This is a genomic window from Nocardia puris, from assembly GCF_036051655.1.
GTDB lineage: Bacteria > Actinomycetota > Actinomycetes > Mycobacteriales > Mycobacteriaceae > Nocardia > Nocardia puris.
Genome location: NZ_CP107943.1, coordinates 519,633 through 546,240 on the forward strand (window position 1 = coordinate 519,633; position 26,608 = coordinate 546,240).

The 26,608-nt window shown below is 71.6% G+C and carries 17 protein-coding genes and 2 pseudogenes; 11 read left to right on the forward strand and 8 right to left on the reverse strand.

The genetic code is table 11. The annotated features are described in order from the left end of the window. Positions 1–332 precede the first annotated feature (332 nt). Positions 333–842 carry an RNA ligase family protein gene (locus OHB21_RS02325; protein ID WP_195125470.1) on the forward strand — a complete coding sequence of 170 codons (510 nt, stop codon included), beginning with the start codon at positions 333–335 and terminating at the stop codon, positions 840–842. A 111-nt stretch (positions 843–953) separates the two neighbouring features. On the opposite strand, the gene OHB21_RS02330 is transcribed toward OHB21_RS02325, so the two are convergent. Continuing rightward, the gene (locus OHB21_RS02330; protein ID WP_195125471.1) at positions 954–4,421 is read right to left on the reverse strand and encodes an indolepyruvate ferredoxin oxidoreductase family protein; all 3,468 of its coding nucleotides are present in this window, start codon (positions 4,419–4,421) and stop codon (positions 954–956) included. 549 nt (positions 4,422–4,970) lie between these two features. Between OHB21_RS02330 and OHB21_RS02335 the strand changes: the two genes are divergently transcribed. The 3 genes from OHB21_RS02335 to OHB21_RS02345 are packed head-to-tail and all read left to right on the forward strand — an operon-like array spanning position 4,971 to position 9,194. Next, positions 4,971–8,420 (forward strand): sensor histidine kinase, encoded by a 3,450-nt coding sequence (locus OHB21_RS02335; RefSeq protein ID WP_228790594.1) that lies wholly within the window; start codon positions 4,971–4,973, stop codon positions 8,418–8,420. Next, positions 8,398–8,823, forward strand: coding sequence for a roadblock/LC7 domain-containing protein (locus OHB21_RS02340; RefSeq protein ID WP_195125472.1), 426 nt, complete (start codon positions 8,398–8,400; stop codon positions 8,821–8,823). The genes OHB21_RS02335 and OHB21_RS02340 overlap by 23 nt, the downstream gene beginning before the upstream one ends. Next, entirely contained in the window at positions 8,820–9,194 is a 375-nt protein-coding gene (locus OHB21_RS02345) for a DUF742 domain-containing protein (RefSeq protein ID WP_067510657.1), read from the forward strand. The genes OHB21_RS02340 and OHB21_RS02345 overlap by 4 nt, the downstream gene beginning before the upstream one ends. A 164-nt stretch (positions 9,195–9,358) precedes the next feature. Here the strand turns inward: OHB21_RS02345 and OHB21_RS02350 are convergent, their stop codons facing one another. From OHB21_RS02350 to OHB21_RS37730, 3 genes and pseudogenes are all read right to left on the reverse strand, one after another. Continuing rightward, positions 9,359–10,138, reverse strand: a complete 780-nt coding sequence (locus tag OHB21_RS02350; protein WP_067510697.1) for a DNA-formamidopyrimidine glycosylase family protein — start codon at positions 10,136–10,138, stop codon at positions 9,359–9,361. A gap of 33 nt (positions 10,139–10,171) precedes the next feature. Continuing rightward, positions 10,172–12,958 (reverse strand): annotated as a pseudogene (locus OHB21_RS37725) (Lhr family ATP-dependent helicase); the annotation flags it as partial. A gap of 252 nt (positions 12,959–13,210) precedes the next feature. Continuing rightward, a pseudogene (locus OHB21_RS37730) lies at positions 13,211–15,127 on the reverse strand (DEAD/DEAH box helicase); the annotation flags it as partial. Positions 15,128–15,228: 101 nt separating this feature from the next. Between OHB21_RS37730 and OHB21_RS02360 the strand changes: the two are divergent. Further along, positions 15,229–15,774: a histidine phosphatase family protein gene (locus OHB21_RS02360; RefSeq protein ID WP_067510659.1), complete on the forward strand. Its 546-nt coding sequence runs from the start codon at positions 15,229–15,231 to the stop codon at positions 15,772–15,774. A 1-nt stretch (position 15,775) separates the two neighbouring features. Here the strand turns inward: OHB21_RS02360 and OHB21_RS02365 are convergent, their stop codons facing one another. After that, a complete protein-coding gene (locus tag OHB21_RS02365) occupies positions 15,776–16,381 on the reverse strand; it encodes a TetR/AcrR family transcriptional regulator (RefSeq protein ID WP_067510698.1) in 606 nt (201 codons plus the stop codon). A gap of 69 nt (positions 16,382–16,450) precedes the next feature. On the opposite strand from OHB21_RS02365, the gene OHB21_RS02370 reads away from it, so the two are divergent. The 5 genes from OHB21_RS02370 (at position 16,451) to OHB21_RS02390 (ending at position 20,304) form a co-directional block, all read left to right on the forward strand. Further along, on the forward strand, positions 16,451–17,398 hold the full coding sequence (locus tag OHB21_RS02370) for a patatin-like phospholipase family protein (RefSeq protein WP_195125474.1): 948 nt from the start codon (positions 16,451–16,453) through the stop codon (positions 17,396–17,398). Next, positions 17,395–18,243, forward strand: a complete 849-nt coding sequence (locus OHB21_RS02375; RefSeq protein WP_195125475.1) for an SDR family NAD(P)-dependent oxidoreductase — start codon at positions 17,395–17,397, stop codon at positions 18,241–18,243. Before OHB21_RS02370 ends, OHB21_RS02375 begins: the two co-directional genes overlap by 4 nt. Positions 18,244–18,684: 441 nt before the next feature. Further along, the gene (locus OHB21_RS02380; protein WP_067510662.1) at positions 18,685–18,870 is read left to right on the forward strand and encodes a hypothetical protein; all 186 of its coding nucleotides are present in this window, start codon (positions 18,685–18,687) and stop codon (positions 18,868–18,870) included. A gap of 37 nt (positions 18,871–18,907) precedes the next feature. Then, the gene (locus OHB21_RS02385; protein WP_067510663.1) at positions 18,908–19,471 is read left to right on the forward strand and encodes a TetR/AcrR family transcriptional regulator; all 564 of its coding nucleotides are present in this window, start codon (positions 18,908–18,910) and stop codon (positions 19,469–19,471) included. Next, entirely contained in the window at positions 19,471–20,304 is an 834-nt protein-coding gene (locus OHB21_RS02390) for an MBL fold metallo-hydrolase (protein WP_195125476.1), read from the forward strand. Before OHB21_RS02385 ends, OHB21_RS02390 begins: the two co-directional genes overlap by 1 nt. A gap of 165 nt (positions 20,305–20,469) precedes the next feature. Here the strand turns inward: OHB21_RS02390 and OHB21_RS02395 are convergent, their stop codons facing one another. Continuing rightward, positions 20,470–22,203 (reverse strand): glycerol-3-phosphate dehydrogenase/oxidase, encoded by a 1,734-nt coding sequence (locus tag OHB21_RS02395; protein WP_067510699.1) that lies wholly within the window; start codon positions 22,201–22,203, stop codon positions 20,470–20,472. Between the two features lie 175 nt (positions 22,204–22,378). Here OHB21_RS02395 and glpK point away from each other — a divergent pair, with 175 nt between their 5' ends. Further along, on the forward strand, positions 22,379–23,878 hold the full coding sequence (glpK, locus tag OHB21_RS02400; RefSeq protein WP_195125477.1) for a glycerol kinase GlpK: 1,500 nt from the start codon (positions 22,379–22,381) through the stop codon (positions 23,876–23,878). 403 nt (positions 23,879–24,281) lie between these two features. On the opposite strand, the gene OHB21_RS02405 is transcribed toward glpK, so the two are convergent. Further along, positions 24,282–25,460 (reverse strand): aminotransferase-like domain-containing protein, encoded by a 1,179-nt coding sequence (locus OHB21_RS02405; protein WP_195125478.1) that lies wholly within the window; start codon positions 25,458–25,460, stop codon positions 24,282–24,284. A gap of 90 nt (positions 25,461–25,550) precedes the next feature. Next, on the reverse strand, positions 25,551–26,585 hold the full coding sequence (locus tag OHB21_RS02410; RefSeq protein WP_232331789.1) for a hypothetical protein: 1,035 nt from the start codon (positions 26,583–26,585) through the stop codon (positions 25,551–25,553). Positions 26,586–26,608: the final 23 nt, after the last annotated feature.

Here is a 26,608-nt window from a genome sequence, read left to right on the forward strand (position 1 = left end):
TCGGCCCGCTCGAGGCCGGACGCAGCCGTCGCCGGACCGCACGTGCGCGCTTCGGCTCCGTCCGAGAGGATTTCGGTGAACCCGGATTTCGGGAATCGCCGACGATGGGTTGGCGAATTTCGATGTGCGCACGGCCGATTCGGGGGGGGCGACCAAACGAACTGGATCGCCGACTCCCCCGTGATCTCGAGAGAACATGGGTAACTCATCGGGGGCGGGCTGACCCAACCCACTTCCCTCCGAGAGACGGCAGCTCGAGTCACCCCACACCTGGCGCAGCCGCCTTATACGCGGAGAGGCGGGACAGCAACTCAGCGCAAGGCATCGTTGCGGTGCTTCGGGACTTCGCCGATGCGGCGGCCCCGGCCGATGACCTCGTGCGCGTGTACTACCTGGAGTTGTACGGCGGCAAGGTCACTGCGGCGAGCAAGCAATACACCGGCACCCGGGCGATCGGCTACCGGCTGTTCGACGTGGTCGAGCTGGCCGACTACGCATCGATGCTGCGCCGCCTGCTCTCCGACATCTTCGCGTGGCACGACGCCGGCGGGCAGCCGTTCCTGGACGAAACCCGCCTCGCCGCGGCCGCGGAACAGGCGGGCCTCGAACTCACGCCCCGGCTGTTCACCGTGGACGCCGCCGACCTCCCCCGCGACGTCGCGGCGACCCACGAACTGCTGGCCGACCGCCTGCCGGTCACCCGCTGCGGCCTCGACCAGTCCGCGGGCGGCCACCCCGAGGGCATCGTCCTGCGCACCGAGGACCGCTCGGTCATCGCCAAGGCCCGCTTCGAGGACTACGCGCGCACATTGCGCCGCAGGGAGCGCGCCACCGCACGCTGAGGGTGCCGACGCGGCACTTCCCACCCAACCCGAAACGGCCCGGACCATGCAGGTCCGGGCCGTTTCCTTGCTCGGCTCGGCGGCGTCACGATCCCGAGCCGGGTCCTGGGGTCAGCAGGCGGGCGGGTCGATTCCCAACTCGCGCAGGCGATCCCGGTACTGCGCCACGTTGGCCAGCTTCACGTCCTCGTACCCGCGCACCATGTCGGGCAGCCCGGCCACCTCGACGGCCCGGTCGTACCCGGCGGTGTCGAGACGCGCGGCCAGATCCTCGATCGTCGCGGTGTAGTGGGACAGCAGTTCTCGCTCCACGCGGCGCACGTGGGCGTAGCCGAAGGGGTCGAACTTGGTGCCGCGCAGGCGCTTCCCCATCGCCAGCAGCCGCAGCGTGAAGTGGCTGCGCGGCGCCATGCCGATCTTCTTCGTGCGCCCCATCGCCCGCAGCGCCGGCGGGTGCAGACGGTAGGTGAGGTTGGCGCCGTCGGGCACCTGCGCCGCCACCTCGGCCAGGAAGGCCGGGTCGGTGAGCCGGCGCGCCACCTCGTACTCGTCCTTGTAGGCGGTGAACTTGTAGAGCCCGCGCGCCACCTGCTCGCTGAACTCGGTGCGCTCGGTCACCGCGCGCTCGGCCTCCCACACCCGCTGCACGGTGCGCACGTACTCCCGCGCGACGGCCGCGTTCTGGTAGCCGACCAGTTCCGCCGCGCGCAGCTCGACCAGCCGTCGGGTCTCGCCCGTGGCGGCGAGTCCGTCGAACAGGTTCGCGGGCAACGGAATCGGCGTCGGCTCCGGCCGCTCAGGACGGGTGGCCGCCGCGAACTCCTCGGGCCGCGCGATCGCCAGCCGTCCCCAGCGGAACGCCTCGATATTGGCCGCCACGGCGACACCGTTGATCTCGATGGCCTCCTCGATCGCCGAGGCGGGCAGCCGCAGCCCGCCCACCTGGTAGGCCGCGCCGACCAGCATCAGGTTGGCGGCGGCGGTGTTGCCGAACAGCGTCTCGGCCGCGGCGAGCGCGTCGAAGGAGTGCAGCGAGCGCGACACCTTCGCCAGCCGCGCCAGCAGCAGCGACTCGTCGGGGTGCGCCACCGACTTGTCGTAGACCATCGCGCCCGTCGGGGTGCGGCTGGTGGACGCCACCGCGATGGTCGAGTCCGCGTTGCCATAGGCGAGGTTCTTGTTGTCGGTGGCGGCGAGCAGGTCGAACGCGATCACGCAGTCCGCCGAGGCGGGCGCGAGCCGGTTCGCGGGTTCGAGCGCGCCCCCGGCGAACCGCAGGTGCGACACCACCGGACCGGCCTTCTGGCTCAACCCGATCTGGTCCAGGCTCGCCACCTCGTACCCGGCGCGCATGGCGGCGGTGGCCAGCACCTGGTTCACCGTCACGATGCCGGTGCCGCCGATGCCGGCGAGGAAGACGTTCTGCGTGCCGGTCGGCGGCGCGAGCGCGAGTTCGGGCAGGCGCGGCGGCTCGGCGCGGCGGGCGCTCTTGCGCTTGCGCGGCTGCTCGGGCAGTTCCACCGTGACGAACGACGGGCAGTCGCCGTCCAAGCAGCTGTAATCGGTGTTGCAGGAGGTCTGGTCGATGCGGGTCTTGCGCCCGAACTCGGTCTCCACCGGCTGTACCGACAGGCAGTTCGACTTCACACCGCAGTCGCCGCACCCCTCGCATACGGCCTCGTTGATGACCACCCGGGTGCGCCGCGTGGGCAGGGTGCCGCGCTTGCGCTGGCGCCGCGCGTCGGCCGCGCAGTGCTGGTCGTAGATGAGCACGGTCACGCCGGGGATCTCGCGCAGCATGCGCTGCGCCTCGTCGAGCCGGTCGCGGTGCCACAGCAGCGTGCCGGGGGCCAGATCGCGCTTGCGGTAGCGGCCGGGCTCGTCGGCGCAGACCACGATCCGCCGCACCCCTTCGAGATGCAGTTTGTGGGTCAGCTTCGGCACGCCGATCGCGCCTTCGGCGTCCTGCGCGCCGGTCATGGCGACCACGTCGTTGTGCAGGAGTTTGAAGGTGATGTTCACCCCGGCCGCGACGCACGCCTGCACCGCGAGCTGCCCGGAGTGAAAATACGTTCCGTCGCCGATGTTCTGGAACAGGTGCGGCACGTCGGTGAACGGCGCCTGCCCGATCCACTGCGCGCCCTCGCCGCCCATCTGGGTCAGCCCGGTGACGGCGCTGTCGGTGCGTCCCGACATCGTCACCATGGTGTGGCAGCCGATGCCGCCGCCCGCGAGCGAACCCTCCGGCACGGCGGTCGACCGGTTGTGAGGGCATCCGCTACAGAAATACGCGGCCCGTTTCGTGGACAGCACCGACAGCGACAATGGTTGCGGCAGCGGGCGTTTCAATTCCAGGTAATCGCCGAGCACGCGGCGCAGCGGTGCCGCGATCCGGCCGGAGGTGAGTTCACCGTTCGGGCTGAACAATTCGCGCCCGCGCGCGTCCCGCTTGCCCAGGATGGCGGGCGCGTCGGCGGTGCCGTAAAGGATTTCGCGGATCTGCGTTTCCACGAACGCGGTCTTGTCCTCCACCACGACGAGCCGCTCGAGCCCCTGCGCGAAACGCCGGACACAGTCCGGGGCAATGGGATACGGCATGCCGATGCGCAACAGCCGGACACCCGCGCGCATCAGGTCGTCGTCGGTCACCCCGAGGTCGGTGAGCGCCTGGCGCACCGCGTCGAAGGTGGTGCCGGTGGCGGCGACGCCCACCACCGCGCGCGGCGGATCGACCTCGATCACGTCGAGTTCGTTGCGGGTGCTGTAGGCCTTGACCAGCTCCCAGCGCGGCCCGTAGAGGTCGGCCTCGGCGATCACGCTGTCCGTCGGTGCGGCCATCGGACGCTGCCGGTAGACGAACGGCTTTCCCTCCCATTCGATCTCGGGCACCACGATGTCGAATTCGCCGACCGAACCGTCCACGGTCCAGGCGCCGTCGGCGACATCGGCCACGATCTTCAGCGCCACCAGGCACCCCGAGGCCCGCGACAGCGCGACACCGTGCAGACCCATGGTGATGATCTCGCGGGCGTTGCGCGGGAACAGGACCGGGATGTTCATCGCGGCCAGCGACCGTTCGCTCACCGCGGGCACGGTCGAGGACTTCGACGCGGGATCGTCACCCACCAGCAGCAGCACCCCGCCACCCGCGTTGGCGCCGTACATGTTCGCGTGCCGTAGCGCGTCGGTCGCCCGGTCCAGGCCGGGCCCCTTGCCGTACCACACGCCGACCACGCCGTCGTGCGTCGAATTGCCCGCGGGGAGCCGGCCTTGGCTTCCCCACACCGAGGTGGCGGCCAATTCCTCGTTCAGGCCGGGCACGAAGGAGATGTCGTGTTCGGCGAGCACCTTCGGCATCCCCGACAGCATCCGGTCCACCCCGCCCAGCGGGCTGCCCTGGTAGCCGGACACGAAGGTGCCGACGCGCCGTCCGGCGCGCAGGTCGCGCACGTGCTGTTCCACCAGCTGGCGGGCGATCGCCTGCACGCCGGTGAGCACGACGGTGCCCGAACCGACGCGGTAGCGGTCGGCGAGGTCGTAGGGCGCGGTGCTCAGATCGCGGTCGGCGAGTTCGGTCATCGGTCACTCCTGGATTCCGGCGCCGGTGGGCGCCCGACATCGTTGAGCATCTGGTGCCGATATCCTGTCCCGAGTAAGCGAGATGAACAATAGTTGGATTTGAACTTGCGCAATGTGCACTGTTTCGACGGGATCAACTGGGCACCCACTGCGCAGGATGTGACATCGCTGTGACCGCGACCACTCCCCGGGCCCGGACCGACTCCCGACGGCCGCGCCGGAATCACGCGAAACACCCGGAACCGGTGCCGCGCGAACCGGAACCTGTTCCCGATTTCGGTAGCACACGCGAATAACTCGTGCATACGGGGCTCTATGGTGCCGCGGCGGTTTCCCGCCGGTCGGCGACCGTTCCCGTTGTATTGCGTGGCTGATCTTCCACTGGCTAGGGTGGCTTTCCGACGACCGGTGCGGCGCCGTCGTCGGCCTTTCCCGGCCGTTATTCGCAAGGGGGGCAGCAATGCCCAGAAGTAGGCAAGATCTTCGGTGATCAGCAAGAGAATCCAACGGCTATTACCGAGCGGCGCACGGGAAGGTGGGATACGGGCATTGCTGCGCGCGCCACTGGGCGTGCGCACCCGATTGCTGGCGATCGTTCTCATCCCCAGCCTCGCGCTCATGTCCATCGGCGTCGTCACCGCGTGGCAGTCGGTGACCGACAGCCGCACCGCCAAGGACTGGGCCGAGATGGCGGGCGCCACCACCACCCCGGCCATCCGCATGGTGGAGGCCGTCCAGGACGAGCGGCGCGCCACCGTCCTGCACCTCGCCGGCGACCCCGAGGCCACGGCGGCGCTGCCCGTGATCCGGCAGAACACCGACCGCGCGCTGGCCGCGCTCACTGCCCGCGGCGACGTCGCCGCCGCGCTGCGCCCCGATCTGGAAGCCGAAATCGTCGGCTACCAAACGCAATACGCCCAGTTGCCCGCCCTGCGCGAGGGGATCGACGGCGGCGCCGTGCCCGCCGACCAGGTGTTCGCCCTGTTCAGCGAGACCGTCGACACGCTGGTGCACATCACGCTGATGGCCTCCGGCGTCGCGCCCGACGCCGACCTCGCCGTCGAGCTGTACAAGGCCATGCACCCGCTGCGCGCCGCCGAGGCGATCTCGCGCGCCAGCACGCTCGGCGCGGCCGCGCTGCTCACCGACGGTTTCACCGAGGCCGAGCGCGTCCAGTTCGACGGCTATATCGGCGACAGCCGCGGCGAGATCGCCTACGCGCGATCGGTGCTCGTCGGCGCCCGGCAGGAACAGTTGCAGGCCACCCTCGCGAGCCCGGCGTGGGGACAGCTGGTCGCGATGGAGGACGCGATCATGCTGCGCGGCATCGACGTCGAGTCCGACGACACCTCGGGTGCGGGCAGGCAGTCGCGCACCACGCAGAGCACCGAGACCGAGCCGCTGCCCCTCGGCGCGGCCGAGTGGCAGCAGGCCGCCACCACCGTGCGGTCCGAACTGCTGAAGCTGTGGGAGGACCAGAGCCGCGACCAGCACCGGATCGCCGCGGCCGAGGGCGCCGAGTTGGAGCGCGAAGCGCTGTGGGGCGGTGCCGTGGTGCTGCTGATCGCGCTGCTGGCGTTCCTGGCGGCACTGCTGCTGGCCAACCGCTTCGTCGGCCGCATGCAGAAGCTGCGCCGCGACACCCTCGAGCTGGCCGACGAACAACTGCCCGAGACCATCCGCAAGCTCGGTGAGGGCGGCGCGGCCGAGGGGGACGTCGAGATCGCGCGCCTCGAATTCGGGCGCGACGAGATCGGGCAGGTCGCCGACGCGTTCAACCGCGCCCACCGCGCGGCCGTCGCGGCGGCGGTGGCGGAGTCCAAGACCCGCGCGGGTGTGGCGTCGGTGTTCCTCAATATCGCGCACCGCAGCCAGGTGATGGTGCATCGCCAGCTGGTGCTGCTGGACAAGGCCGAGCGTCAGGAGGAGAACCCGGAGCGACTGGACCTGCTGTTCCAGCTCGACCACCTGGCCACCCGCGCCCGGCGCAACGCGGAGAACCTCGTCATCCTCGGCGGCGAACAGCCCGGCAGGCGCTACCGCAACCCGGTGCCGCTGATCGACGTGGTGCGCAGCGCGGTGGCGGAAAGCTTGGACTACACCAGGATTCACACCGGCAAGCTGCCCGACGTGCGCGTCTCCGGCGTCGCCGTGACCGACCTCATCCACCTCATCGCCGAGCTCACCGACAACGCCACCGCGTTCTCCCCGCCGGAGTCGCGGGTCGAAGTGGCGGGTGTCCCGGTCGGCAAGGGGATCGCGCTGGAGATCATCGACCAGGGGCTCGGCATGTCGGAGGCCGAGCTGGCCGAACGCAACGCCCTGCTGGGCGACCCGCCGGACTTCAGCGTCGCGACCCTGTCGGGCGACGCGCGCCTCGGGTTGTTCGTGGTCGCGAAACTCGCTGTGCGGCACGGGATCTCGGTGCGGCTCACCGAGTCCGACTACGGCGGGGTGAAGGCGATCGTGCTGGTGCCGACGGCGCTGCTCACCACCGAGTCGACGCCCGACGAACCGCTCACGCCGCCCGGCGGTGCGGGAGGCTACGGTCCGGGGTCGGGTGCGGGGACCGCGACGGCGGTCGCGGAGCCGCGGACCGAAGTGCGCGTCGAGGCCGCGCCGCCGTCGGACGGGCGGCCCGCACTGCCCCGCCGTCGTCGGCAGGGTGCGCCGGGGGCGGAGCCCGCACCGTACGGGGCGGCGTATGCGGAAACGTCTGCGCCGGAGGCAGATTCGGGTTCCAACGCGCCGACCGTCGCCGGTGATTCGGTCGCGCAGGGCTCGGTGAGTTCGGAGGACCGAGGCGCGTCGATCGAGTCGGTCGCCCAGATCCCCCCGACTCCGGGTACCTCGGCCGAGCCGACCGACCAGGACACCGCGATGGGCGATGCGCGACCCGCACTGCCCCGGAGGAACGCGAAATCGTCTGCCGCCGAGTCTGATCCGAAGGCCACTCCGGCCCGCGAGGGCGATTCCGTATCCGGTGCTGACGACGCCGGCTCGGAAGGGTCGGGGCCGTCGGCCGGCGCGGCGGTAACGGGCGAATCCACATCGACCGCCGGTCGTCAGACCGCGCAGGTGGACGACCAGCTCGCATCGGGCGCTTCGACCACGGATGCCGCCTCGGCGGTCCACGGCGGCGGCACCCTCGACCTGCCCGGCGCGACCACCGGCCGACCGGACGGGTCCGAGACACACAGCGGAGCCGAGGGTGAAAGCCACGGTGCTGTAGCCGGATCCGGAGTAGACGCCGGCAACGAGGGTGAGCCGGCGCGTTCCGGCACCAACGCGACGCGCGAATCCGCCGATCCGGCTGGCACCGGTAACACGGCCGCCTCGGCGCTCGGGTCCGCTGATCCAGCGAACATCGGCGACGCGATCGCCCCAACGCGCAGGTTCGTCGATCCGGCTGGTACGGGCAACACGACCACCCCGGAGCACGAATCCGCCGATCCGGCTGGCACGGTCGGGCGAGAGGCCCGCGCTGTCGGTGAATCCGCCCCTGCCGGGAGTGATTCGGCGCGCAGCGCGTCGGCCCCGGGCACCGGCGCCGCCGACGGGTTCCGGTCCGGCTGGGCGCTCGCCGACCCGGACGCGACGGACGACGGCCCGGATTCCGGTGCGCCGGCAGCCGATCACGAATCCGGCCCGGCACAACTCGACGCCCCCTCCGGCGCCGCGGCGACCGACGACGGCTGGACGTTGGCGCAGCCCGGAGAGACCACCGCGCAATCGGGCTGGGTGCGCCACCGCGCCGGAAACATCGGCGGCAGTGGCGCGTTCGGCCCGGCGGTGCCGGTGACCCCGACGGCCGGACCCGGCTCGAGCTATACCGCGCCCGGTGGCGTGCGGGGGCGCACGGCCGAGCAGGCCCGGGATCTCATGGCGGCCATCGAGATCGGCACCCGCCAGGGCCGCCGCAAGCGCGTGGACGTGAATCCGACCGAAACCGAACACAACCCGCAGGAAGGCGCCGGTGACGACCTCCAAGCCCCGTAGTCTCGACTGGCTGCTCGACGACCTCGTCGAACGGCTGCCCGACGTTCGCTACGCCGTCGTGCTCTCCACCGACGGCCTGCTGCTCGGCCACGGCTCGGCCATGGACCGGGCCGACGCCGAACGGTTCTGCGCCATGGCCTCCACCCTGCACGGGGTCGCGCGCAGCGCGGGCAACCACTTCGAGGCGGGCGGCGTCTGCCAGACCGTGGTGGAACTGGACCGCGCCGTGCTGTTCATCACCGCGGCGGGCGATAACGCGTGCCTGGCGCTGCTCACCGCGGAGACCGCCAATATGGGCATGGTCGCCTACGAGATGAACCAGACGGTGCAGCGCGTCGGCGCCCACCTCTCGGTCGATCCGCGACCACACTCGCTCGACGGGTCCGGCTTCCCGAGGCCATGAGCGAGGAGCGTGAGTCCTGGTTCGACGAGGAGGCCGGCCCCCTCGTCCGCCTCTACGCGGTCACGCGCGGCCGGTCCGGCGGCGTCCGCCACGAGTTGAACATGCTCACGCTGGTGGCGCATTCGGGGTCGCGCGCGCTGCGGCGCACCGAACCCGAGTACGCCGAGATCGTCCGCCTCAGCCGCACGCCGCAGTCCGTCGCCGAGATCTCCGCCCGCCTCGGCCTGCCCCTCACCGCCACCAAGATCCTCGTGGGCGACCTCATCGACGACGGCGTCCTCGACCACCGCGATCCCGACCCCACCCCCGCCGCCGGCTCCCAGCAGATGGACATGCTCCGCGCCGTCCTCAAGGGCATCCAGTCGCTGTGATCCCCGCCGGACCGTAGTTTCGTCTATGGAACGGTGCGGAGATCCGCGTGTTCGTGGAACGGATGCTCGCACGCCGGTCGGCCGAGTGCGCGGCGTAGGGAGACGAGCCGCCGCACTCGTCCACCGTTCGGGCCGAAGCTGCCAGGCTCGCTGCCGTAGTGCTTCTACTGCGGTTCCGGTTGGCAGCGGGGGCAGAAGTAGATGCCGCGTTCGCGTTGGGTGATGCGGTCCGAGGGCGGGGTGGTGTCGCCGAGGGGGCGGACCTGGATGCGGGTGCCGCAGCGTTGGCAGGGGCGGCGCTGGCGGCCGTACACGAGCGGGCGCCACGGGGGCTGGTGGGCGGCCTTGCTGAGCACGCGGTGGGCTTCCTCCGTGAGCGCCAATAGATCCGGGACCCGCTCGACGGGGGTGGCGGGGTGGACCTTGCGCAGGAAACAGATCTCGCTGCGGTAGATGTTGCCGATGCCGGCCAGGTTGCGCTGGTCGAGCAGGGCCAGGCCGATGGGTTGCGCCGGATGGGCCGACAGCCGCCGGACCGCCTCGGCCGCATCCCAATTCGGGCCCAGCAGATCCGGGCCGAGGTGATCGACCGCCGTGTGCTCGTCGGCGCGGCGCAGCACCTCCACGGTGCCGAGCGAGAAGCCGACGGCCTCGGTGTCATCGGTGCCCAGCACCACCCGGGCGGTGACGCGCGGCCTGGTCCAGCGCTCCCCGGTGCAGTACGTGCGCCACTCGCCCTCCATCTTCAAGTGGGTATGAATGCTGGCGGTGGAGGTGCGGATGAACAGGTGCTTGCCATAACTGCCCACCTCCTCCACCAGATCACCGGCCAGATCCACCGTGGCGTACTTCGGCACCCGGAAATCACTGCGCACCAACGTCTTCCCGGCCAGCGCGAGCCGCAGCCGATCGGCGGTCAGGAATACGGTGTCACCTTCGGGCACCACTCACCCCTTTCGCGTGCCCCGCCATCCCGCTCACACCTGCCTGCGCAAACGCAACCCACGCGGTGTCGCCGCGAACCCCGCCTCGGTGAGGAATGTGGCGAAGGTGTTGCCATGCACGGATTCTCCGTCGACGCGATCGATCACCAGCGAATCCACCTTGCGGTGGCGCACCAGCCCGGCCAATGCGGCGGCGGCCGCGGTGCGCACGTCGGGGTCCTCGGTGAAGGTGAGCAGGGTCTTGCCGCCGCGCTCCAGGTACAGCGCCAGGTCGCCGTCCACCAGGACGACCAGCGCGCCCGCCTTGCGCCCCGGGCGGTGCCCGCCCTCGGCGTCGCCCTTGGGCCAGGGCAGGGCCGCGCCGTAGGGGTTGGCCGGATCGCACGCCGCCAGCGCCACCGCTTTCGGGGCGCGGTGCGCGTCGGCGCGGTCGTCGAAGGAGCGCAACCGGTCGACCACATCGGTGGTGGAGAATTGCGCGCCGCCGAGTGAGTCGATGAAATACCCACGGCGACAACGGCCCCGGTCCTCGAACTCGGTGAGCACGCGATATATGAGCGCGAAACCGCCCGCCACACCCTCGCTCTGCACCGACCCCCTGGTGAGCACGCCGTAGCGTTCGAGCAGGGTGTCGGCGGTGGCGTGGGCGCGAATCGTGTTGTCGGCGACGCGGTCCGGCAGCAGCGACCAGCGGCCCGCGACGGCGGGCGGTCCGGTGCGGGTCGGCATGCTCGGGCGCGGCAGGTACGCGCGTCCGCGCGGGGTGCGGCGCGGTGAGCGGTGCGCGGTGGTGGTGCGCGCCGTTCCGGACAGCAGCGCGCGCACCGGGGCGAACGTGTCGCCGGACACCACACCGGCCCACACCAGTTCCCATAGCGCGGCGGCCACGGCGGTGTCGTCCAGCACGCCGGTGGCGTCGGACAGCTGACGGAAGAAGTACGCACCGCCGCCGTGCAGAACCGGTGGAAGACTTGCCGTTTCGGCGCTCGGCGCGAGCGAGGCGCCCAGCGCCTCCAGCAGGCGCAGGTGAGTTTCGGAGAGTTCGATCTCGTCGGGCGGCGGGAGGGTGAACCCGGCCTGGTCGGCCAGGTGCAGCGCGATCCACCCGTCCTTCGCGGTGATCGCCCCGTGCCCCGACCACAGCACCTCGCCCGTCGCGGTGAGTTCGTCCAGCATGGCGGGGCTGTAGTCGGTGACCCGCGCGGGCAGCACCAGCGACTCCCAGGCCGACGCCGGAATCGGCACGCCCGCGAGCTGTTCCACCACGGCCGCGACACCGTCCACGCCGCGCAGTTCGCCGGTCCCGACGTGCTGCCAGGCGGGCAGGAACCGGCCCAGCGCCGCCGTCGGCACCGGCTCCACTTCATGCCGCGCGGCGGCCAGCGACCGGCGGCGCAACCGGCGCAGCACCTGCGCGTCGCACCACTCCCCACCGCTCGTGCCGGGCGTGAATTCGCCCTCCACGACGCGTTTCTCGGCCACCAACCGGAGCAACGCGGTCGCCGCCACGGCGGGCCCGATCCCGAACCGCGCCGCCACCGCCTCGGTGGTGAACGGCCCGTGCGTGCGCGCGTATCGGCCCACCAGGTCACCGAGTGGATCGGCCACCGGCTCGATGAACGCGGCGGGCGTGCCGATCGGCAGCGGCACGCCGAGCGCATCCCGCAATCGCGACGCGTCCTCCACCGCCGCCCACCAGGCGCGCCCGGCGAATGAAACCTCCAGCGCGCGTTTCGCTTTCGCCAGTTCCGCGAACCACTCGTGCGCCGCGTCGAGAGCGGCCCGCTCGGCAAAACCAGCCGCCCTCGCGGATTCCCCTGTCGCGGAGCCGGATTCAGGATGAATCTGAACCCCGGCGTGGTCTTCGTCGGCCCACGCGGCCGCACCCGACACGACGCAGCGGGCCGCGGCCTCCTTCGGCGTCAGCGGCCCGAGCAGGCGCAGCAGGTCGGCCAGACCTTCGGCGTCGCGGGCGTGGCGTTCGGGGGTGAGGCGCTGGAGTTCGCGTTCGGTCTGGTCCAGCACCGCGGGGTCGAGCAGTTCGCGCAGTTCCACGCGACCCAGGAGTTCGGCGAGCAGGCTCGAGTCCAGGGAGAGGGCGGCGGCGCGGCGCTCGGCCAGCGGACTGTCGCCCTCGTACATGAACTGGCCGATGTAGTCGAAGAGCAGGGCGCCGGCGAACGGCGACGGCGTGGCGGTCTCCACTTCGATCAGTCGCACCTGCCGCCGCGCCACCCGGCCCAGCAGATCGCGCAGGCTCGGCAGGTCGTAGACGTCGCGCAGGCATTCGCGGACCGTCTCCAGCAGGATCGGGAAGTCGGGGAACTTGCGCGCCACATCCAGCAGCTGCGCCGACCGCTGCCGCTGCTGCCACAGCGGGGCGCGCTTGCCCGGATCGCGGCGCGGCAACAGCAACGCCCGCGCCGCGCACTCCCGGAACCGCGACGCGAACAGCGCGGAGCCGCCGACCTGTTCGGTGACCACGTCGTCGATCTCGTCGGGCTCGAAGACGAACAGTTCGGCGCCGGGCGGGTCGTCGGTGGTGTCGGGCAGGCGCACCACGATCCCGTCGTCGGAGGCGGTCGGCGCGGCGTCCACCCCGAACCGTTCCCGCAACCGCGACCCCACCGCCAGCGCCCACGGCGCGTGCACCGGCAACCCGTACGGCGAGTGCAGCACCAGCCGCCAATCCCCCAGCTCATCGCGGAACCGCTCCACCAGCAGCGTCCGATCCGTGGGCAGCTGCCCGGTCGCGGCGCGCTGATCCTCCAGCAACGTCACCAGATTCGCGGTCGCGTTCCCATCCAGCCCCGCCCGCGCGACGATTCCGGCCAGCCCCTTGGCGGAACCCCCTGCACCACTTCGCTTTCCAGACTTGCCAGGCGGCCGGCCCGCACCACCGGCATCACCCGCACCCGCACCCGCACCCGCACCCGCACCCGCACCCGCACCCGCACCCGCACCCGCACCGACGCCAGTCTCCGCCTGCCCGCCCCCACCGCGCACGCCCCCAGCAGCACTCGCCGACCGACCCTGCCGAACACCGGCGGACCGCAGTTCTTCAACCCCACCGGAATCCGTTGCCTCCCGCGCACTTCCGCCGCGCTCCAGCTCCGCCGCGAACGCCGCCGACTCCCGCCCCGCCACCCGCACGAATTCCCCCAGCGCGGCGCCCAATTCGGCCGGGCGGCCGAGACCGTCCCCGTGCCAGAAGGGCAATCGGCCGGGCTGTCCGAACGCCGGGGTGACGAGCACCCGGTCGAAGGTGATCTCCTCGATGCGCCAACTCGTCGCGCCCAAAGCGAACACGTCGCCGACACGCGACTCGTACACCATCTCCTCGTCGAGTTCGCCCACCCGCGACTGCCGTTCGCCCACCATGTACACCGCGAACATGCCGCGGTCGGGGATCGCGCCGCCCGAGGTGACGGCCAGCCGCTGCGCGCCGGGGCGTCCAGTGAGGGTGCCCGCGTCGCGGTCCCAGACGAGCCGGGGACGCAGCTCGGCGAACTCGTCGGACGGGTAGCGCCCCGCCAGCAGATCCAGCACCGATTCGTACGCCGAGCGCGGCAGTTCCGCGTAACTGCCCGTGCCGCGCACCACGGTGAACCAGGCGTCGACGTCGAGGGGTTCCAGCGCGCAGGCCGCCACCGTCTGCTGGGCCAGAATGTCCAACGGGTGCGCGGGAATTCGCAACTCCTCGATCTGCCCCGACACCATCCGCTGCGCCGCCACCGCGCAGTGGATCACGTCGGTGCGATGCTTCGGGAACAGCACCCCGCGCGAGATCTCGCCGACCTGGTGCCCGGCGCGCCCGATCCGCTGCAACCCGCTCGCCACCGACGGCGGCGCCTCGACCTGCACCACCAGATCCACCGCGCCCATATCGATGCCGAGCTCGAGACTGCTGGTGGCGACCACACACCGCAGCCGCCCGCTCTTGAGATCGTCCTCGATGACGGCGCGCTGCTCCTTGCTCACCGACCCGTGGTGCGCGCGAGCCAGCAACTGCTCGGCCCCGCGATTCACCTCGGTGGTGGAACCGAGCTGCGCGGGCGGCGCGACCGGGCCGCGCGGCTCGGGGTCGGTTTCCAGGCGGGTGGCGTACTCCTCGTTGAGCCGGGCGGTGAGCCGCTCGGCGAGCCGGCGCGAGTTCGCGAACACGATCGAGGACCGGTGCGCCAGCACCAGATCGACGATGGCCTCGTCCACGTGCGGCCAGATCGAGCCGGGCTGGTCGGACTCGCCGGGCTCGGTCATATCGGGCACCGGCACGCGCACCGACAGGTCGAAGGTCTTGGGCGCGGGCGGCGACACGATGGTGATCGGTGCGCGCCCCACCAGGAACCGGCCCACCTCCTCCGGCGGCCGCACGGTGGCCGAGAGCCCGACGCGCTGGGCGGGCCGCTCGGTGAGCCCGTCCAGCCGGGCCAGCGAGAGCGCCAGGTGCGACCCGCGTTTGGACCCCGCGATGGCGTGCACCTCGTCGACGATCACGGTGCGCACCGTGCGCAAGGTCTTCCGCGCGGCCGAGGTGAGCAGCAGGAACAGCGATTCGGGCGTGGTGATGAGGATGTCGGGCGGCTTGCGCTGCATGGCGCGGCGCTCGGACGGACCGGTGTCGCCCGACCGCACACCCACGGTGATCTCGGGCGGTTCGAGACCCAGGCGCTTGGCCGTCTGTGTGACTCCCACCAGCGGCGCGCGCAGATTGCGTTCCACGTCCACGGCCAGCGCCTTCAGGGGCGACACATACAGCACGGTGGTGCCGTCGGCGATCTCCTCCGGACTCCGCGCGGCGAGCCGGTCGATCGCCCACAGGAACGCCGAGAGCGTCTTGCCCGACCCGGTCGGAGCCACCACCAGGGTGTGCTCCCCCGCCGCGATGGCCCGCCACGCCCCCAGCTGGGCCGAGGTGGGGGCCGGGAACGCACCGTCGAACCACTCGCGCGTCGCGCGGGAGAACTCGGCGGTGGTGAACGAGGGCATGGGATCAGTGTGCACCCGCCCACCGACACCGCACCCCGCACAGCCCTGTTCACCTGCGGAATTCCATCCTTCGGCCCGCGCAGCGTCGTACGCTTCCCTGCGTGCGGAAGGTGCTCAGACTCGATCTGGTCAGCCATGGCATGACCGAGGCGACGCGCAAGGCACGGTTCCCGGTCGACGAGTCCCTCACGGAGGCGGGCCGGCGCGCCCTCTCGTCGTGCGCTCCCCTCGGCGCCGCCCGCGTCCTCACCGGACCGGAGCGCCGCGCCGTCGAGACCGCCGCGCAGCTGGGGCTGACGGGTGAGCGCGACGCCCGGCTGCGCGATCTGGACGCGGGCGCGTGGCGGGGCGGCGACCTGATGACGGTGCCGCAGGACGAGCTCTACCGGTGGCTCACCGACCCGTCCTACAAGGGCCACGGCGGCGAATCGGTGACCGAGCTGATCGAGCGGACCAGGTACTGGATGGCCGAGATCGCCTCCGAGGGCATGTCCACCGTCGCCGTCACCCACCCCGCGGTGGTCCGGGCGGCGCTGCTGGTGACGCTGGACTCGCCGCCGAAGTCGTTCTGGCGGATCGATGTGCCGCCGGGGCACGTCACCCGCCTGCACTATCGCGGCGAGTGGACGCTGCACTTCACGCCCTGACTCAGCGCGCCGGTTCGCGCACCGCGCTCAACAGCAACCGCACCGCGTCGGTGACCACCCGCGCCGACACGGTGGGGTCGATCGCGCGCTGGATGCCGACGCCGAGCCCGAGACTCAGCACCGTGGCCGCGGCATCCTCGGGCGACAGGGGCAACGACAGGCCGAGATCGTCCGCGAGCGTCTGCAATTGGGCCGCGACCGTGCCGCGCACCACGTCCAGCGCCGAGACCAGCGCGGCCCGCAGCTCCGGATCGTCGCGCGCGACGGTGGCGAACTCGAATTCGAGCATGGTCCAGCCCACGTCGCCCAGCGTCCGCTCGGCCCAGGACTGGAAGCGGGCGAGCCGGGCCTCGAGGTCGTCGGACCCGGCGAGCAGGTCGGTCACCTCGGCGAACTTGGTGGCGTGGATGAGCGCGAGCACCTCGAGGCACAGCTCCTTCTTGGTGCGGAAGTTGGAGTAGACCGCGCCCTTGGAGTAGCCGGCCTCCTCGGCGACGCGCTCCATGGAGGTTTTGGCGTAGCCCTCGGCGAGGAACAGGTCGCGGGCGGTCGCGAGCAGGTCGGCCCGGGTGCGGGCCTGACTCTGCGACCTGGTCAGTCGTGCCATGCCGGACATTCTACGTACCGTCAGATTTCAGATACCGGGAGAATTTGAATTCTGCTAGTGTGCGGAACCATGGGTAACAAGAATGGGCCACAGCGGCGTGGTCTCGCCATCGGCTGCGGCGGCACGGTGGGCGCGGCGTGGATCGTGGCGGCGCTGGCCGCCGTGCGCGACGTGCTCGACTGGGATCCGCGCGAGGCCGAGGTGCTGCTGGGCACCTCGGCGGGCGCGGAGCTGGTCACCATGCTCGGCAGCGGAATCTCCGTGGACGAACTCGTCGCGATGCAGGAAGGCCGCACCACGCGTCCCTCGCTGCTCGCGCACCTGCGCGACGCGCCAGGCCGCTTCCCGCCGCTGCCGCGCCCCTGGGCCGCGTCTCCCCTCCTGAGCCTGCGCGGAGCCGGCTCGGCGCAGCGGGTGCTCACCGCGGGCAGCGGGCTGCTGCCGACCGGCCGCGGTGACGCGAGCTGGTTGCAGCGGCTCACCGAAGCGCTGAACCCCGGGCGGGAGTGGGTGCCGCATCCGGCGACCTGGCTCGTGAGCATGGACAACGCGTCCGGCGAACGGGTGCCGTTCGGCGCGTCCTGGGCGCCGCCCGCGACCCTCGGCGCGGCCCTGCGCGCGTCGTGGGCGATCCCCGGCTGGTTCCCGCCCGTCCGGATCGGCGACCGGCACTACGTGGACGGCGGCGCGGGCTCCACCGCCTCGGTCGACCTGCTCGCCACGGCCGGACTCGACGAGGTCGTGGTGCTGGTGCCGATGGCCTCGACCGAACCCGTCCCCGCCACCGGCCCCGGCCACTTCCTGGAACGCCAACTGCGCGACCGTATGAGCGCCCGGCTCGACCAGGAACTCGCCGTGCTGCGCGCGGCGGGCGTGCGCACCCTCGTGCTCGGCGCGACCGCCGAGGATCTCGCGGTGATGGGCCCCAACTTCATGGACGGCCGTCGCGCGCGCGACACCTTCCGCCACAGTCTGCGCAGCACCCGCCGCGCCCTCGAACAAGGAGTGTTCGCGTGAGAATCCTCGGTCACGGTTATCCCGATATCGACCTGCGCGCGGCCACCGTGCTGATCACCGGCGGCGGGCGCGGCATCGGCTTCGCCACCGCCGAGCGCTTCGCGAACGCGGGCGCCGCGGTGGCGATCGCCGACGTGGACGCCGCCGCCGCCGAGACCGCGGCCGCCGCGATCGGCGGGCGAGCCTACGCCCTCGACGTGCGCGAGCGCGAGCGCTGGGACGCGGTGGTCGCCGACCTCGGGCGGGTGGACGTGCTGGTCAATAACGCGGGCGTGATGCCGGCGGGCGCGTTCCTGGACGAGCCCGACGCGGTCGGTCGCGCGACCGTGGACATCAACGTGTGGGGGCTCATCCACGGGATGCGCGCCGTCGCGCCGGGGATGCTCGAGCGCGGATTCGGGCACATCGTGAACGTCGCGTCGCTGGCGGGCAAGGTCCCGATCCCCGGCCTCGCCGTCTACAACGCGAGCAAGTTCGCGGCCGTGGGGCTCTCGGCCGCCACGCGCCTGGAATTCGCGGGCGGCGGGGTGAGCGTGAGCTGCGTGCTGCCCTCGGCCGTGCGCACCCGGCTCTCGTCGGGGCTGACGCTCGGCAAGGGCCTGCCCACCGTCGACCCCGAGGACGTGGCCGCCGCCATCCTGCGCACCTGCCAGACCCGCGCCGCCGAGACCGCCGTGCCCAACTATCTCGCCCCGCTCGACATCGCCCTGGCCGCCGCACCCGAACGCGCCGTCCACCTCGTCCGCCGCCTCTTCGACGGCGACCGCGCCCTGCACCCGGCCGACGCGAAGGTCCGCACCGAGTACGAACAGCAGGTGCGCGCGATCACCGACCAGCCCGGCTGACAAGCCGTTACTCACTCCAACCGGGCGCACCCTGACAGCGACGTCAGGGTGCGCCTGCCGTATACCTCCCGGCAGCGTCGCAGCCGCGGCGACGACCTCACCCCCGCCGGTGTCGAGATCCAGCACCGAGCGCACCCCACTCAGCCGGGCCGGCAGCAGACGCGCGAAGCCCCATGGCGGGCGTTCCTCCGTCACGCGCCAGTCCAGCCAGCCGAACCCCCAGCCGCTGACGTCCGCCGCCTCGGCCGGATCCACGAGGTTCGCCCGCCGAAGCTGTTGCGCGCGTTTCTCGTTCACGCCGTCGCCGATCGTGCACGACGGCCGGAAATCTCTGCGTGCGGGCGGTCGCACTGCCAGTTGCCGATCAGTTGCTAACAATCGCGCGCCGCGGGACGACAGGCTGAGCGGCGGAACGATGATCACCCGACAGGAGCAGCGACGATGACGAGCCCGGCGGCGGCGCGCCCGCGTCCCCGGTTCGCGGTTGCGGCGCGCGTGTGCGCGGCACTGACCGCGACGGCGGCGACTCTCGCCTTCAGCTATCTGCTCCTGCATCAGCCGCCCTACGCGGGCACGCCGGAATCGCCCAGGCCGGGGATCATCGTCGGGCACCAGCCCGCACGATAACTAGACCGGTCGTCATAATCCGAGGTACGGTGGGCCGGTGCCTCCTCGTACCGACTCGCGGCAGCGGTTCATCGACGCCGCCGCCGACCTCTTCCACACCCAGGGCTATCACGCCACCGGACTGAACCAACTGGTCAGCGCCGGCGGCGCGCCCAAGGGCTCGCTCTACTTCCACTTCCCCGGCGGCAAGGAACAACTCGCCGCCGAAGCGCTCGCCAGATCGAGCGAACAGTTGCGCGACCTGCTGGCCGACGCGCTCGCCGCGGGCGACACCGACGCGGTGGTCGAGGCGCTGGCCGAGAACCTGCGCGCCTCCGACTTCCAGCGCGGCTGCCCGCTGGCCACCGTCGCACTGGACGCCTCGTCGGCGAGCGAACCCATCCGGCAGGCGTGCGCCGAGGGATTCGAATCCTGGCGCCTGGCGATCGCGGAGTTCGTGCGCCGCAAGGGCATCGAGGCCGCCCGCGCCGATGCCCTGTCCGTGCTCGCGCTCAGCATGATCGAAGGCGCGCTGCTGCTGGCCAGGACCCAGCGCGATCTCACACCGTTGCGGGTCGTCGCCGAACACCTGCGCACCACCTTGGAAAGCGAGCAGCCCTGATGCGTATCCATCATCTCGACGGCGGCACCATGCGTCCCTTCGGCGGCGGCCTGCTCGACGGCGCGCCCGGTCTGCTGCGGCGGGCCGCAATGGTGTGCCACTGCCTGCTTCTCGAATTCGACGACCGGCTCGCGCTGCTCGAGACGGGCATGGGCGAGCAGAGCGTGCACCGTCCGGCGGACTGGCTCGGCCGCCGGTTCGTGACGCTGACCAGGCCCGTGCTGGACCCGGACCGCACCCTCGTGCGGCAGATCGAAGCGCTGGGCTACCGCCGCGAGGACGTGCGCGACATCGTGCTCACCCACCTCGACCTCGACCACGCGGGCGGGCTGGCCGACTTCCCGCGCGCCACCGTGCACGTCTACGACGAGGAACTGCGCGCGTTCCAGGGCGCGCACACCGCGCAGGAGCGATTCCGTTACCGCGCGGCACAATTCGAGCACGGGCCGCGCTGGCGTTCCTACGCCGACACCGGCACCGAATGGTTCGGATTCGAGGCCGTGCGCGACCTCGAGAGCCTGCCCGGCGTGCTGCTGGTCCCGCTCGCCGGCCACACGCGCGGGCACGCGGGCATCGCCGTCGACACCGGTGCGGGCTGGCTGTTCAACGCGGGCGACGCCTACTTCCACCCCGGACAACTGCTCCCCACCCCGCGCCAGCCCCTCGGCATCACCCTGTTCGAGCGCGGCGTGGAAACCCTGCCGGGCCCGCGCCGCGCAAACCAGCACCGCCTACGCGAATTCGTCCGCGACCACGGGGACGAGGTGCGAATCTTCTCCGCCCACAACGCCGCCGAATTCCACGCCTTCCAGACCGCTCCGGCCACCTCATGATCCCCGCCGCGCGAGCCGATCTCAGGATCCCGACTCGACTTTCACATCAATGTGAGGCATTACGTTGGCGCACAGGACAACACAGCATTGGACCGCCGGGGAGCGCGGTGACAGCCTCTCTCCGACGTGTCCGTAGCCCATCACACCGCGCGGGCCAGCGCGCCCCTACCCGTCAGCGGGCACCGGCTCCAGAATCTCGGGGCGGGGTTCCGGTGCCGCCACGCGCAGGGCGTCGGCGGAGGCGTCGTCAGGCTGGGTCTGGGAGCGGATCTCGGCGTCCACGCGGGCGCGGTAGGTGCTGATCTCGCGGTCGATCTCGGCCTCGTCCCAGCCGAGCACCGGGGCGACCAGCCGCGCCACCTGTTCGGCGCAGTCCGCACCCCGGTGCGAGTACTCGATGGAGATGCGGGTGCGCCGGGCCAGGATGTCGTCCAGGTGCAGCGCGCCCTCGGCCGCCGCCGCGTACACCGCCTCCACCTGGAGGTAGGACGGCGCGTCGGTGATCGGTTGCAGCAGTTCGGGTTTGCCCTGCGCCATCGCCATCACCTCGTCGATGAGCGAGCCGTAGCGGTCCAGCAGATGCTTCACGCGGTACGGGTGCACGCCGTAGGACTCGGCCAGCTGCACGGTCTGGTTCACCAGCGCGAAGTACCCGTCCGCGCCGAGCAGCGGCACCTTCTCGGTGATCGACGGCGACACCCGCGCCGGAATGTCCTGCGCCGCTTCATCGACGGCGTCGTAGGCCATCACCCGGTAGGTGGTGTACTTGCCGCCCGCGATGGCGACCAAGCCGGGCGCGATCCGCGCGACGGCGTGCTCCCGCGAGAGCTTCGAGGTCGAATCGCTCTCCCCCGCCAGCAGCGGCCGCAGCCCCGCGTACACGCCGGTGATGTCGGCGGGGGTGAGCGGGGTGACCAGCACCTCGTTCACCCGTTCCAGCAGGTAGTCGATATCGGCTTTGGTGGCGGCCGGGTGCGCGAGGTCGAGGTTCCAGTCGGTGTCGGTGGTCCCGACGATCCAGTGCGCGCCCCACGGGATGACGAACAGCACCGACGTCGCGGTACGCAGGATGATCGCGGCGTCGCTGACGATCCGGTCGCGCGGCACCACGATGTGCACGCCCTTGGACGCGCGCACGTGGAAGCGGCCGCGATTGTGCGAGAGCGCCTGCACCTCGTCGGTCCACACACCGGTCGCGTTGATCACCACGTGCGCGCGCACCTCGCCCGAACGACCGTCCTCGCTGTCGCGCAGCTTGGCGCCCACGATGCGGTCGGCCTCCCGCAGGAATCCCACGACCTGCGTGGACGTGCGGATCACCGCGCCGTAGTGGGCGGCCGTGCGCGCCACCGTCATGGTGTGGCGGGCGTCGTCGACCACGGTGTCGTAGTAGCTCACGCCGCCGACCAGCGAATCCCTGCGCATGCCGGGCGCCAGTCGCAGCGCGCCCGCCCTGGTCAGATGATGCTGTCCCGGAACGGATTTCGCGCCGCCCATGGTGTCGTAGAGCACCAGGCCCGAGGCCACGTACGGCCGCTCCCAGACCCGGCGGGTGAGCGGGTAGAGGAACCGCAGCGGTTTCACCAGGTGCGGCGAGAGCGTCGAGAGCGCCAGCTCCCGTTCGCGCAGGGCCTCGCGGACCAGCCCGAACTCCAGCTGTTCGAGGTAGCGCAGGCCGCCGTGGAACATCTTCGACGACCTGCTCGAGGTGCCCGACGCGAGATCGCGCGCCTCCACCAGGGCCACCGACAGGCCACGGGTCGCCGCGTCCAGCGCGACACCGGCGCCCACCACGCCGCCGCCTATGACGAGCACGTCGAAGTGCTCCTTGCCGAGCCGTTCCCAGGCCGCGCGCCGCTGCTCGGGGCCGAGGAACTGCGAATCCGGTTTCTTGGTCATGCTCGACACCTCCACACCCAGCGCCCTCATGTCGCGGGTATCGCCTGGCACGTGCTCGGGTTACAGGCTATGCGAACCGCCGGGTCTCGTCCCCGTCGGCGGGTCCAGGTGTGTCGCGGTGGTCACCGCGCGCGATGCGGCCCACGGTCGGGGCGGCGTTTAGTAACCTGCTGCAATGCGTCGCTATGTGGCCGCCATCGATCAGGGCACGACATCGAGCAGGTGCATCGTCTTCGACCAGGGCGGCCGCGTGATCGGGGTGGCCCAGCGCGAACACGAGCAGCTCTTCCCGAAGCCCGGCTGGGTCGAGCACGACCCCGAAACCCTCTGGCGCAACACCGAACTCGTCCTCGGCGAGGTGCTCGGCCGGCAGTCGCTGAGCGCGGCCGACATCGCCGCCGTCGGCATCACCAACCAGCGCGAGACCACCGTGGTGTGGGAGCGCGCGACCGGCGAGCCGATCCACAACGCCATCGTCTGGCAGGACACCCGCACCGACCGGCTCGTCGGCGAACTCGGCGGCGAGCACGGCCCCACCCGCTACGCCGACCGCACCGGACTGCCGCTGTCCACCTACTTCGCGGGCCCCAAGCTGCGGTGGATCCTCGATCACGTGCCCGGCTCGCGGGAACGGGCCGAGGCCGGGGAACTGTGCTTCGGCACCATCGACTCGTGGGTGCTGTGGAACCTCACCGGCCTGCACGTCACCGATGTCACCAACGCCTCGCGCACCATGCTGATGGATCTGCGCACCTCGAGCTGGGATCCGCGGATCTGCGCCGAGTTCGGCATCCCGGAGGCGATGCTCCCCGAGATCCGCAGTTCCTCCGAGGTGTACGGGGAGATCACCTCCGGCCCGCTGGCGGGCGTTCCGGTGGCCGGCATCCTCGGCGATCAACAGGCCGCCACCTTCGGGCAGGCCTGCCTGTTGCCCGGCGAGGCCAAGAACACGTACGGCACAGGCAATTTCATGCTGCTCAACACCGGCACCACGCCGGTGTTCAGCAAGCACGGCCTGCTCACCACCGTCTGCTATCGGCTCGGCGACCAGCCCGCGGTGTACGCGCTGGAAGGCTCCATCGCGGTGACCGGCTCGCTGGTGCAATGGTTGCGCGACAACCTGGGCATCATCGCCTCCGCCGACGAGATCGAACCGCTCGCCCGCAGCGTCGAGGACAACGGCGGCGCCTATATCGTGCCCGCCTTCTCCGGGCTGTTCGCGCCGCGCTGGCGCTCGGACGCGCGCGGCGTCATCGCGGGGCTCACCCGTTTCGTCAACCGCGCGCACCTGGCCCGCGCCGTGCTGGAATCCACCGCCTTCCAGACCCTGGAGGTGGTGGACGCGATGCGCGCCGACGCCGAATCCCAGCACCTGGACCTGGAACTGACCACGCTGAAGGTGGACGGCGGCATGACCGGCAACGACCTGCTCATGCAGTTCCAGTCCGACGTGCTCGACGTGCCCGTGGTGCGCCCGGTCGTCACCGAGACCACCGCACTCGGCGCCGCCTACGCCGCGGGCCTGGCCGTGGGCTACTGGCCGAGCACCGACGAGATCCGCGCCAACTGGGCCGCCGACACCACGTGGCGGCCGACCATGGCGGCCGAGGACCGCGCGCGCCGCATCGCGGCGTGGAACAAGGCGGTGGAGCGCACGTACGACTGGGTGGACTGAGCGCAGGGCCGAGACGGCGTGCGGCCGCACTCGCCGCGCACCGGCGTTCAAGCGGCCGATCCGCGGACGCGTTGCGCTGTCCGAGCGCCTGCCGCCGAACCCGGAGTGCGCGCCGCTCAACCCAAGCGCCTGCGGCCCAACTCACGTGCCTGCCGCTCAACCCACACGCCCGCCGCCCAACGCACGCGCCTTCCGCCCAACGCACGCGCCTTCCGCCCAACCTGGAGTGCGCGCCGCCCAACCCACAGCCGCTGCCGCCCAACCCACACGCCTACCGCTCAACCCACGCGCCGACCGCTCAACCCAGGTGCCTGCCACCACCCAACCCACGCGCGAACCGCCGAGTCCAGGCACGTGCCGCTGATTCGTCCAGCGCCGAGGCGTATGAACCGCTGGGACCGCGCTACCCCGCGTGCGCCAGGGCGAGGCGGTCGATCGCCGTCTCCAGCGTCTGTGCGTCGGAGGTCGTGAAGCACATGCGCAGCGAGTGCCGGTAGCCCTCGCCGACCGCGAACGCCGAACCGGGCACGAACGCGACGCCCGCCTCCAGCGCTCGGGGCAGCAGGGCGCCGGTATCGGTGCCGTCGGTGAAGTCGGCCCACACGAACATGCCGCCGGTGGCGTCGGTGCAGGTGATCCGGTCGCCGAAACGGGTGCGCACCGCGTGCACGAGCGCCTTGGCCCGCTCGCCGTAGGCGGCGCGCACGCGATCGACGTGCGCGCTCAACCACGCGTCGTCCGAGAGCAATTCGGTGGCGATCTGCTGGGTGAGCGCCGAACCGCACAGGTCCGCACCCTGTTTCAGCAACTCGACCGCGCGGCACACCGCATCGGGCGCCACCATCCAGCCCACGCGCAGGGTGGGCGCGAGGATCTTGGACACGCTGGAGAGGCGAATCACGGTGGGCGAGAACATCGCCACCGGTTCCGGTGTGGGTTCGTCGAACCACAGCTCGCCGTACGGGTCGTCCTCGATCACCCAGAAACCATGGGCGACAGCCAGTTCCGCGAGTTCGCGGCGGCGGCGCGGGCTCATGGTGACCCCGCCCGGGTTGTGGAAATTGCTCACCGTGTGAACCACCGCGGGACGTTCCCCACGCGCCAGCAGCTCGCGCAGCGCGTCCACGCGCATGCCCTCACCGTCCAGCGGCACCGCGACGATCCGCGCGCCCGCCGCCCGGAACACTTGCAGCGCACCGACATACGCCGGGTCCTCCACCACGGCCAGCGCGCCGGGATCGAGCAGCACCTCGGCGAGCAGCGAGAGCGCCTGCTGCGACCCGTGCGTGACGAACACCTCCGAGACCGGCACCGGCCGCCCGAGCCGCGCGGATTCGCGGGCGGCCAGCACGTCGCGCAGCGGACCCCAGCCGGGCGACTCGGTGTACTGGAGGCACCCGGCCCCGGCGAGCGCCGCGTCGGCGGCCGCGGCGATGCGCTCGCGCGGCATGAGCGCCGCATCGGGCAGCCCGCCCGCCAGGCTGACCACCTCGGCGCGGGTGGTCAGCTTCAGCAGGTCGCGGATCGCCGAGCTCTTCAGCGTGGCGAGTTTGCCCGCCAGCGGCGGCAGGGTCGGCGACATGGGAAACCTCCGGGGGTACGCCTCGGTCAGCGATACCCCACTGTCGCACAGTGTGACCACGATATGAAATTACATTCCCACGATATGAGACTAGCTGGCGCTCTTGGTGAGAATGGCGGTGAGCAGCGTCTGTCCGTCCCTGGTCACCGTGGTCACGATCTGCGGGTACACCGTGGTAATGCCGTCGGGGTTGTGCTGGGTGAGCGCGACGTCGTAGGTGTCGGGCGCGGTCTCCGTGATGCGCAGGCAGTGCGTGGTGCCCTGCGGGATGCTCTCGTCGATCGCCTTCTGGATCTCGGCGGCCGGGGAGAAACGCCCGTCCGGAGCCACGAACTGGCGCACCCGCTCACCACTGCGGTCCACGTAGAACGCATACTGGAAGCCCAAGATCGCGTCCGGCCCGTTGCTGGTGCCGCCCTTGCCGTTGCCGACCACGACGTTGCCCTCCCGGCTGGCGGGGCAGCTCAGCGCAGCCGCGGTGGTCGACGGGGGCGGGGGCGCGGCCGTGGCGTCGCCCGGCTCGTCGTCACCGCCGCCGAGGGCGACCACGATCACGACGAGCGCGATCACCACGGCCAGCGCGGCCGCCACACCGGTCACGATCCAGCGCATATTGCCGTTCGACCCGCTGCTCGGCGGCGCGACGGGCGCGCTCGGCGCGAGACGCTTGGCGATCGGGTCGTCGACCCAGGAGAGACCGGAGCCGGCGGCACGCGACTCCGCGGGCGGCTTCGGTACGTCGCCCGAATCGGTGGGGCTCCACCAGCGCTCCGAACCACCACCGGCCGGGGGCGTCGGAGGCGGGGGCGTGCCCGTGGAGTAGCGCACCGTGGCGTCGGTGGCGTTGTCCGCCTCGGGCGCGGGCGGCGGTGCCGGTCGCGGCGGTGGATTGTCGGGGAAGACCGTGGTCTCGGGCGCGCGGTACTGCGGCGGAGGCGGGGGCACCGGCGGAGCGCCACCGTCGGCGGGACGCCAGCCCACCTCCGGGTGATCACCGGGCCACTGCGCACCGGCCTCGCCCAACTCGGGACCGCCGAAATCGCGCACCGGCGGCCCGAAGTCGTTCACCGGCGGGCCGAACGCCGACCCGGCGTCTTTGTCCCTGGCGTCGTCCTCGGAGCCCACTGCCAATCCTTTCCCCTGAACAC

Bases quoted from the DNA above. Each gene is read 5' to 3' on its own strand.
- OHB21_RS02330 (WP_195125471.1), bottom strand. From the start codon at position 4,421: ATGACCGAACTCGCCGACCGCGATCTGAGCACCGCGCCCTACGACCTC.
- OHB21_RS02345 (WP_067510657.1), top strand. From the start codon at position 8,820: ATGAGCGAGGAGCGTGAGTCCTGGTTCGACGAGGAGGCCGGCCCCCTC.
- OHB21_RS02365 (WP_067510698.1), bottom strand. From the start codon at position 16,381: ATGGCACGACTGACCAGGTCGCAGAGTCAGGCCCGCACCCGGGCCGAC.
- OHB21_RS02370 (WP_195125474.1), top strand. From the start codon at position 16,451: ATGGGTAACAAGAATGGGCCACAGCGGCGTGGTCTCGCCATCGGCTGC.
- OHB21_RS02380 (WP_067510662.1), top strand. From the start codon at position 18,685: ATGACGAGCCCGGCGGCGGCGCGCCCGCGTCCCCGGTTCGCGGTTGCG.
- OHB21_RS02390 (WP_195125476.1), top strand. From the start codon at position 19,471: ATGCGTATCCATCATCTCGACGGCGGCACCATGCGTCCCTTCGGCGGC.
- OHB21_RS02395 (WP_067510699.1), bottom strand. From the start codon at position 22,203: ATGACCAAGAAACCGGATTCGCAGTTCCTCGGCCCCGAGCAGCGGCGC.
- glpK (WP_195125477.1), top strand. From the start codon at position 22,379: ATGCGTCGCTATGTGGCCGCCATCGATCAGGGCACGACATCGAGCAGG.
- OHB21_RS02405 (WP_195125478.1), bottom strand. From the start codon at position 25,460: ATGTCGCCGACCCTGCCGCCGCTGGCGGGCAAACTCGCCACGCTGAAG.